The 8,870-nt window shown below is 69.9% G+C and carries 7 protein-coding genes; 2 read left to right on the plus strand and 5 right to left on the minus strand.

Annotated elements, in window-relative coordinates; translation table 11 throughout:
- The first annotated feature begins 56 nt into the window (after positions 1 to 56).
- Complete coding sequence (locus ACXJKH_RS09820) at positions 57 to 1,598, plus strand: PH domain-containing protein (protein WP_457319287.1); 1,542 nt, start codon at positions 57 to 59, stop codon at positions 1,596 to 1,598.
- Positions 1,599 to 1,791: 193 nt separating this feature from the next.
- Here ACXJKH_RS09820 and ACXJKH_RS09825 read toward each other — a convergent pair whose 3' ends face one another.
- On the minus strand, positions 1,792 to 2,850 hold the full coding sequence (locus ACXJKH_RS09825; protein WP_457319291.1) for a CDP-glycerol glycerophosphotransferase family protein: 1,059 nt from the start codon (positions 2,848 to 2,850) through the stop codon (positions 1,792 to 1,794).
- Between ACXJKH_RS09825 and ACXJKH_RS09830 the strand changes: the two genes are divergently transcribed.
- Positions 2,849 to 3,667 carry a glycosyltransferase family 2 protein gene (locus ACXJKH_RS09830; protein WP_256775930.1) on the plus strand — a complete coding sequence of 273 codons (819 nt, stop codon included), beginning with the start codon at positions 2,849 to 2,851 and terminating at the stop codon, positions 3,665 to 3,667. The genes ACXJKH_RS09825 and ACXJKH_RS09830 overlap by 2 nt on opposite strands.
- Here ACXJKH_RS09830 and ACXJKH_RS09835 read toward each other — a convergent pair.
- From ACXJKH_RS09835 to fmt, 4 genes are all read right to left on the minus strand, one after another.
- The gene (locus tag ACXJKH_RS09835; RefSeq protein WP_457319288.1) at positions 3,652 to 4,956 is read right to left on the minus strand and encodes an O-antigen ligase family protein; all 1,305 of its coding nucleotides are present in this window, start codon (positions 4,954 to 4,956) and stop codon (positions 3,652 to 3,654) included. The genes ACXJKH_RS09830 and ACXJKH_RS09835 overlap by 16 nt on opposite strands.
- Before the next feature lie 108 nt (positions 4,957 to 5,064).
- Entirely contained in the window at positions 5,065 to 6,789 is a 1,725-nt protein-coding gene (locus tag ACXJKH_RS09840; protein ID WP_457319289.1) for an ArnT family glycosyltransferase, read from the minus strand.
- A gap of 25 nt (positions 6,790 to 6,814) precedes the next feature.
- A complete protein-coding gene (gene rsmB / locus ACXJKH_RS09845) occupies positions 6,815 to 8,152 on the minus strand; it encodes a 16S rRNA (cytosine(967)-C(5))-methyltransferase RsmB (RefSeq protein WP_256775932.1) in 1,338 nt (445 codons plus the stop codon).
- Position 8,153: 1 nt separating this feature from the next.
- Positions 8,154 to 8,870: methionyl-tRNA formyltransferase (gene fmt, locus ACXJKH_RS09850; RefSeq protein ID WP_457319290.1), on the minus strand; the 717-nt coding region annotated here is incomplete at its 5' end.

An 8,870-nucleotide genomic window follows, 5' to 3' on the forward strand; every position in this document is an offset into this window, starting at 1 on the left:
GCCGAACACCTGCGCGACACCCTCGCCCATCAACTCGACCGCGACGACGACGCGCTGTGAGTACGCCGCCACCGCTCGCTGAGGCGTCGGTCGCTGCCCCGCAGGAGCAGCGTCTGCATCCGTGGTCGTGGTTGTTCGTGCTGCTGATGCAGCTGCGCCAGTTCCTGCTGCCGCTGGTGGCGCTGGTGGTGTTCGGCAACCGGGGCGACCGCGACGAGATGTGGTCCTACCTGGCGGCGCTGATCGTCATCGCGGTGCTGGTGGGCATTTCGATCCTGCAATACCTGACCTACCGCTACCGGATCGGCCGCGACGGCATCAGCGTGCGCAGCGGGGTGATCTCGCGCAACCGGCGCGAGATCCCGTTCGCGCGCATCCACAATGTCGTGGTCCACCAGAACCCGCTGCACCGCCTGTTCGGCGTGGCCGAACTGCGCCTGGAATCGGCCGGCGGTCATCGGCCGGAAGCAGAAATGCGGGTGTTGAAGCTGTCCCAGGCGCTGGCGCTGGAACAGCTGGTGCGCCATCGCGGGCAGGAAGCGGACGCCGTAGCAACGCCAACCGGCAACGAGAACGCACCGGCAGCGCCCATCGACGACGTACTGCTGCGGCTGAGCCTTTGGGACGTGGTGCGTCTCGGCCTGCTCTCCAACCGTGGCTGGGTGGTGGTACTGGCCGCCTTCGGTGCCAGCTACCAGTTCTTCCCGCGCGGCACGGTGTCCGACGCGATCGAGCAGGGTGGCCGCCAGGCCTTCGGTTATGCCAGCCACCTGCATCCGGCCACCTGGGTGTGGGCGGTCGTCGCGGTCGTGATGGTGATCGGCTTCTGGCTGATGCTGCGGGTACTGTCGGTGGTGCTGGCGCTGCTGCGCTATTACGGCTTCCAGCTCAGCGAACACGAGCGCCGCCTGACCGTGGTCAGCGGCCTGCTCACGCGCCTGCGCAGCAGCGTCGCGCGGCGACGCATCCAGGCCTGGACGCTGCGCGAAAGCACGCTGCAGCGTTGGGCAGGGCGACGCCACCTGCGCATCGATATCGCCGCCGGCGCCGCCGTGGACAACGAGCGCCGCGACCTGCGCGAGCTGGCCCCGCTGGCCACCCCGCAGGCCTGCGACGCACTGGTGCAGCACCTGCTGCCGCAGCTGGAGTGGCCGCCTGCGCGCTGGCAGCCGGTGCAGCAGCGCGGCTGGTGGCGGCTGAGCCTGGGCGCGTTTGTGTGGCTGCCGGTGGTCGCCGCCGCTGCGGTCTGGAACGGTTACCCGGGCGGTGCGTTGATCCTCTTGTGGCTGCCGTGGTCGGCGTTCCGCGCGCACCGCCAGATGGCGCGCATCGGCTATCACCTGGACGACCAGTACGTGGCGGTGCGCGGCGGCTGGTGGCAGCGCTGGTGGCGGTTCGCCGAGTTGGACAAGCTGCAGAGCCTGCGCCTGTCGCGTTCCCCCCTGGACCGTTTACTGGGCACCGCCAGCGTGTGGCTGGACACCGCCGGCGCCAGCGGCAGCATCGCGCTGTGCCTGCGCTACCTGCCCGAAGCCGACGCGCGCGCGGTGCACGCGCAGCTGGGCAAGGCATTGGCCCGGCGTCGCCTGCACTGGTAGGAGCGCAGCCACGCATGGCGTGGCTCTACCCAAACGACTCCGGCGCGCGGGTAATGCCACGCCGCGCGCGGAAACCCACCATCGAGGGGCTTGGCAACGCCCTGCGTGGCAGCCCGTCCGGGTAGTGCCACGCCATGCGTGGCAGCCCTCCACCCCACTGCCCCGGAACCGCCACGCCGCGCGTGCCCCCCCCTCAACGCTTTGCCGGCCCCCAATACCCCAGCTCCCGGCGGATCTGCAGCCCCCGCGTCCACGCGCCGAACGGCTTGTGCTTGAGCGTGCCCAGTTCGCCGGACAGGAAATCCTCGGTGGCCGCGATCACCCGCTCGCTCGAATACCCGTCGCGGTACGGATGGATGGTGTCGGCATAACGCCGGATCTCGGCCATCAACGCCGGTTCCGGCGCCAGGGCGCGGTCCAGCATCGCCGGCAAGGCACTCGCATCGTCGAAGTCGATCATGTGCGGCTGCGGCACGCGGTTGCGGAAGGTCACCACCGGTTTGTGCTGCACCACGAACTCGGACACGATCGAGGAGGTGTCCGATACCAGCACGTCGGCGGCGCGCTGCGCGGCCATCACCTGCTCCGGTTCGATGAAGGCGGCGTTGTCGCCGGCCAGCGCGCGATAACGCGCGAACAGGTCCGCGCTGCACTTGGGATGCAGGGTCAGCAGCCAGTAGCGCTCGCCGCGCGCGATGTCGGCGGCAATAGGCGCGTACAGGTGCGGCGCCGCGCTCAGGCGCTCGGTGAAGGTCGAGCCGAACAGGATCACCGGGCGGCCGGCAGCCGTTGCCCGCAATGCGGCACTGGCCCCGCCATCGTCGCGGAACAGCGGGTCCAGCTTCGGCCAGCCGGTCTGCGCCACGGCGAAGTGACCCTCGCGCGACGCCAGCTCGCGGAACGGATCGGTGGTGGCCGGCCCCTGCGTGCAGTACAGGTCGAACAAGCCGCGCACGCGGAAATGGCCGCGCGCGCTGTCGCGCTTCTGCACGTTGAAGCCATGGAAGACCTGCACCTTGGCCCCGGCGATGAACGGCGGCACCCAGTTGGCGGCGCTGAACACCGCCCGCGGGCGCAGCGCCAGCGCCTGCCGGAGATCCACGTTGGGCACGCCCGGCAGCTGCGATCCGGCAGCCCCGTCGGCGAACCAGGCCGACACCGATTGACCGGACGCGTGCAACGCCTGGGCCAGTGGGGCGAGAATGGGCAGCGCATAACGCTCCGTCGCAAACAGCAGGTACTCGGCCATCATGTCCTCCACGACCGCTCCCACTGAACGGCCTCGCATCTCGGCCTGCATTATCGCGTTCAATGAAGCCGACCGCATCGGCGACTGCCTGGCCTCGCTGGCCTTCTGCGACGAGATCATCGTGGTGGACTCGTACTCCACCGATGCCACCGTGGCGATTGCGACCGCGGCCGGGGCCAAGGTGCTGCAGCGGCCCTTCGACGGCTTCCGCAGCCAGAAGGCCTTCTGCGTGGCCCAGGCCAGCCATGACTGGGTGCTGTGCCTGGACGCGGACGAGCGCATCAGCGACGACCTGCGCGCGGCAATCCTCGCCGCCCAGGCCGGCGGCTTCGCCGGCCACCATGGCTACCGCTTCGCGCGGTTGTCCGACTACTTCGGCAAATTCCTGCGCCACGGCAACGCCTACCCCGATCGCGTGCTACGCCTGTTCGACCGTCGCCACGGCGGCTGGCGCGGCAAGCGCGAGATCCACGAAGCGGCCAGCGTCGATGGCAGCGTCGGCGTGCTGCGCGGCGACCTCATCCACTATCCGTACCGCTCGCTGGAGCAGCAGTTGAGCAAGACCCAGCGCTACGCGCGGATGATGGCCGAGCACGAATTCGCGCGCGGCAAGCGCGCCACCCTGGCCAAGCTGGTGCTGGCGCCGGCCTGGCGGTTCTGGCGCGGGTTGCTGCTGCGCGGCGGCTTCCGCGATGGCTGGCACGGTCTGGTGTATGCCTACGTGCGCGCCAACTACGTGCGCCAGAAGACCATCATGCTGTGGATGCTCCAGCACGGGCAGCCGGTCAGCGACCCGCCGCGTGATCAGCCCGGCGACTGAGCCCGGGCGCCCGCCTGGGCCAGCGCCTGCCGGTGTACATGGCCCTGCATCACCGACAGGCCGGCCAGCAGCGCCACGATGGTCACGTAGAAGCTGGCGGTGATCTGGTGGGCGAACATCGACTGGGTTATCCCGCACAGCACGTAGGCCACCACGATCATGATCCCGGCCGCCGCCGGCCCACGGAAGGTGCTCTGGCCGCTGCGGCGGTGCAGACCCGCGAACACCCACAGCGGCACCCCATAGACCGCCAGCAACAGCAGCAGCCCCGGGATTCCCTGCGTGGCCGACCACTCGGCCAAATCGTTATGCGCATGGCCCAGATGGCAGCGCAGTTCGCTGGGATCGTCGCGGCACACCGGCAGGCGCTGCATCGCGCTGTCGAAGTGGCCGATGCCCACCCCGGTCAGGGGATGGTCGATGAAGGTCTCGTAGGCCACCTGCAGCCGTTCCACGCGGGCGCCGGCGGAGGAGTCACTGTCGCCCCGCTCCATCCGCACCACGTCGCGCTGGAGTTCGGTCAGGCGCACCTGCTCGCGCAGGCTCGGGATGGTCAGGGCCAGCGCGGCGGCGATTGCCATCAGGCCCGTCAACACCCCAAGGCGCGCCGGCCCGGTGCGCCAGCGCAGGCTCATCGCCATCACCGCCAACAGCGCCAGCAATGCCAGCCACACCCCGCGGCTGCCACTGAGCACGATGGTTACGCAGCCGGCGACCATGCCCACGATCACCCAGCTCCAGCGCCGGTGTGGACGGCAGAACACCAGCAGCACCATCAGCACCAGCACGATGTCGGCCAGCACGATGGCATTGGTGCTCAGGTCGGCCCGTGGCGCGCCGCCGGCAACCTGCATGATCGCCAGCACCATGGTGCCGAGCAGGCCGACCAGCGATCCCGCCCATAGCCAGCGCAGTTCCGGCCGGAACGCGCAGACCCACAGCGCCAACCACGGAATCACCGCAAACCGCGAGCGGTTGTCGATGTCGCGCAGGCCCTGGTTGAACAGATACATCGACAGCAGCGCAAGACCGATCGCGGCCAGCATCATCCAGGTCAAGGCCATCACCGGCCGTCCGGCCAGGTGCCGCGCACGCCACAGCAGCTCCGGCGCCAACAGGGTGCTGAGCAGCAGCACGATGCCGTAGGGCAGCAGGTTCTGCGGCACGGTCAGGATCAGCGCCGGCAGGCAGAACAGCCCGACGTTGGCCATCTGATGGGCAATCCGACCCCGCCCCTGCAGCGGCGGCAGGGAAACATCGGACAGCGGGGACACGGTGTTGTGTTTCATTGCCACTCTCGACCACACACAGGCATGCGTGCCCCTGGCATCCTCGGACGCGACCGGCGTCCACGGGCATGGCGCACGCGCTGGGCAGCGCGCGCCCCATTATGCGTCTCAATCCTCATCGCCATCGATCCTGTGCAGCGCGCGTTCGCGCTCGGCCTCGGCGGAAGTCGCCTCGCACGGGCCGTGGATGTCGCTGGCCTTCACCAGCCACCAACGGCGACGGTTGGCGACCCCGGCCAGCTCGGCCGTATCGCGATCCACGCAGCCCAGCAGCGCATCCTCCTGCACCACCAGCCATCGCCGCGCCGGCTCGGCCGCCTGCCAGGCCACGCCATCGCGCAGCTGCCGGTCCCAACGTCGGTTGAAGCCGAACGTGGTGGCGGGCCGATCGGCCATCAGCAGGTTCTGCTCTTTCCATGCCACCAGCCCCAGTTCACCGTCGCTGCCGATGCGCTGGCCGATGTGCTGCATCAACCCGCGTGCGGAACTGGAATCGTTGAACAGCGGATAGCCGACCAGGCCGAAGGCGACCCAGGCCATGGCCAACGTGGCCACCACGGCCAGATGGAAACGGCGCGCCCCGGCCACGCACAGGCTCATTACCGCCCAGCAGCCCAGCGCCACGCCCACCCAGCCCAGCGCGGACGTCAGCGCGGTATCGATGCCGCGCTCCACGATCAGCTTGCTCTCAAAACCGGGCTGGCCGGTCAGCATCGCACTACCGGCGCCGAGCAGGCCCAGCGCCAGCAGAGCGACGAAGCCGCCCAGCAACCACTGCACGCCGCGACGGCGCAGCAGCCCCGGCAACAGCGGCGCCAGCGCCAGGCAGAACATCGGCAGTGACGGCAGGATGTAGACATCGCGCTTGCCGTGTGGAATCGAGAAGAACAGCACGATCAACAGCCACCAGCCGAGCAGCACCAGATAACGCGGGTCGCGCCGACGCAGGCGCCGCCACCAGGCCGGCACCGCCCACGGCAGGACCAGGAACGCCGGCACCCACATCGACGGCATCGTGCCCAGGAAGTACCACCACGGCTGGTGGTGGTCCCAGGACTGCGCATAGCGCTTGGCGGTCTGCCGGAACAGGATGTCGTCCATGTAGCTGCGGTACTCGGCCGAACCACTGCCGGTGGCAGCCAGCACCATCGGCAGCAGCCACAGCAGCACCGCCAGCGCGAACGCCAGCGGCCCCAGCCAGAAGCGCCAGTCGCGCACGTGCAGCCGCACCCGCGGCCAACCCAGCACCGAGGCCAGCGCGGCCGGCAGGATCATCAGCAGCGCGATCACCCCCACGCCCTTGGTGATCACCCCCAGCCCGGCGGCGAACCAGCCCAGCCACCACCACCGCCACGCCGGCCCGCAGAGCAGGTGGCGCAGCAGGCCATAGTTGGCCAGGGTGATGAAGAACACCACCAGCGGATCGATCTGCGCCTTCTTGGCCTGGAAGGTGAACTGCACCGCGAACAACAGCGCCCAGGCCGCATACAGCCCGACCCGACGGGTCCACAGCCGGCGGCCGAGGTCGTACACGCAGGCCAGGGTGCCCAGCGCGGCCAGCAGCGACGGCAGCAGGAAGGCCACCCGCCAGTTGCCGAAAACGCTGTAGAACAGCGCCTGGGCCCACATCAGCATGGGAGGCTTGTCTGAATACAGCTCGGTGCCGCGATGGGGGAACAGCCAGTCGCCGCTGAGCACCATCTGCTTGGCGACCAGCGCAAAGCGCGGCTCGTCCGAGGGCCAGGGATCACGCATGCCCAGGCCGGTTCCGAGAACCAGCAAGGCCATCAACGCAAGCAACCAGAACTCTCGGGACGCACGGGTATTGAGCATGGGGCGCATGTCTGGCGGTATTGGATCAGCCCTTTTTTAGCAGACGCGCGTAGAAGAAGCCGTCTGCACCTTCTTCACCGGGCAGGCGCTGGCGCCCGGCCCACGAGTCGTGGCCGAAGCGTTCATCCAATGGCAGGAAGCCTGCGCGGGGGGTGCGCTGGAGGAAGTCTTCGACCTGGAATTGGTTTTCTTCGCGCAGGATCGAGCATGTCGCATACAGCAGGGTGCCGCCGGGGGCGAGCATCCGGAAGCACGCATCCAACAGGCGCGCCTGCAGCGCGACCAGCGCCTCGATATCGGTCGCGCGGCGGTGCAGCAGCACGTCGGGCTGGCGGCGGATGATGCCGGTGGCCGAGCACGGTGCGTCCAGCAGGATGCAGTCGAAGGGTTGGCCGTCCCACCAGCTGTCCGGATCGGTGGCGTCGGCGGCCAGCACCTGTGCCTGCGCACCGACGCCGGTGCGCACGAAGGTCTCGCTGATGCGCTTGAGCCGGCGCGGATCGATGTCCAGTGCCAGCAGCTGCAGGGTCGGATCGCGCTCGAGCAGGTGCGCGGACTTGCCACCGGGGGCGGCGCAGGCATCGAGCACCCGCGCGCCGGTACGCGGCGCCAGGGCGTCGGCGACCTGCTGGGCCGACAGGTCCTGCACCGACAACGCGCCCTCGGCGAACCCGGGCAGCGCCGATACCGCCACCGGCACCGGCAGGCAGATCGCATCGCTGCCCAGCGCCGAGGTCTCGGCGGCAATGCCGGCGGCCGCCAGTTGCTCGAGCATGCTTTCGCGGGTGCCGTGCTGGCGGTTGACCCGCAGCCACAGGGGCGCGGCCACCAGGCTGGCACTGAACACGGCGTCGGCCTGTTCCGGCCAGTCCTGCTCGACCTTTGCCGCCAGCCAGTCCGGGAACGCATCGCGCGCCGGCGCACGCGGGATGCCATCGCGCTGGGCGCGGCGCAGCAGGGCGTTGACCATGCCGGCCTGGCGGTCGCGGCCCATCGCCCGCGCCGCTTCCACCGTCGCCGACAACGCCGCGTGGGCCGGAAGATCCAGGGCATCGAGCTGGGCGAAACCGACCAGCAACAGGGCACGCAGCTCGTCCTCGCGCACGCTCAACGGCCGCTGCATCCACTGYGCCAGAGCTGCATCGTATGCACCACGACGGCGCAGCACGGCAAAGCACAGCGCCTCCAGCAGCGCACGGTCGCGGCTGTCATCCAGCTGCGGCAAGGCCTGGGTCAGCTCGGCCTTGAGCGAGCGGCCACGGCCGATCACCTGGGCCAGGACCTTGGCGGCGAGCACCCGGGTAGGCACGCCCGGTGCCATGGCCGCGCGCGGGGCCGCCTTGTTGTCACGGGTCTGGGTCATCTCAGGCGCCCACGACCAGGTCACGGCGCGCATTGAGGTAGTCGGCGGCGGTGATCGCCTTGCCCCCCTCGCGCTGCAGCACGCGCAGGCGCAGCGCGCCTTGCCCGCAGGCGATGTCGATGCCGTCGCGCGAGGCTGCCAGCAGGGTGCCCGGGGCCTGGCCCTGGTTGTCCGGCAGGGCCACCGCGCCGTGAATGCGCACGCGTTCGCCGGCCAGCGTGGCCTCGGCGATCGGCCACGGATTGAAGGCGCGCACGGTGCGCTCCAGCGCCTGGGCATCCTGTGCCCAGTCCAGCCGCGCTTCGGCCTTGTCCAGCTTGTGCGCGTAGGTCACCCCGGCCTCCGGCTGCGGCTGGGCAATCGGCTTGATCCCCGCGCGCAGCAGGCCCAGGCCATCGGACAGCACCTGCGCGCCCAGCTCGGCCAGGCGGTCGTGCAGGTGGCCGCCGGTATCGCTGGCGCCAATCGCGACGTGCTGCTTGAGCAGGACCGGGCCGGTATCCAGGCCCGCTTCCATCTGCATCAGGCACACGCCGCTTTCGGTGTCGCCGGCCTGGATCGCGCGCTGGATCGGCGCGGCGCCGCGCCAGCGCGGCAGCAGCGAGGCATGCACGTTCCAGCAGCCGTGGGTGGGGATGGACAGCACGGCCTTGGGCAGGATCAACCCGTAGGCCACCACCACCATCAGGTCCGGCTGCAGGTCGCGCAGCTGCTGCTG

It is taken from the genome of Stenotrophomonas sp. P5_B8, assembly GCF_054049855.1.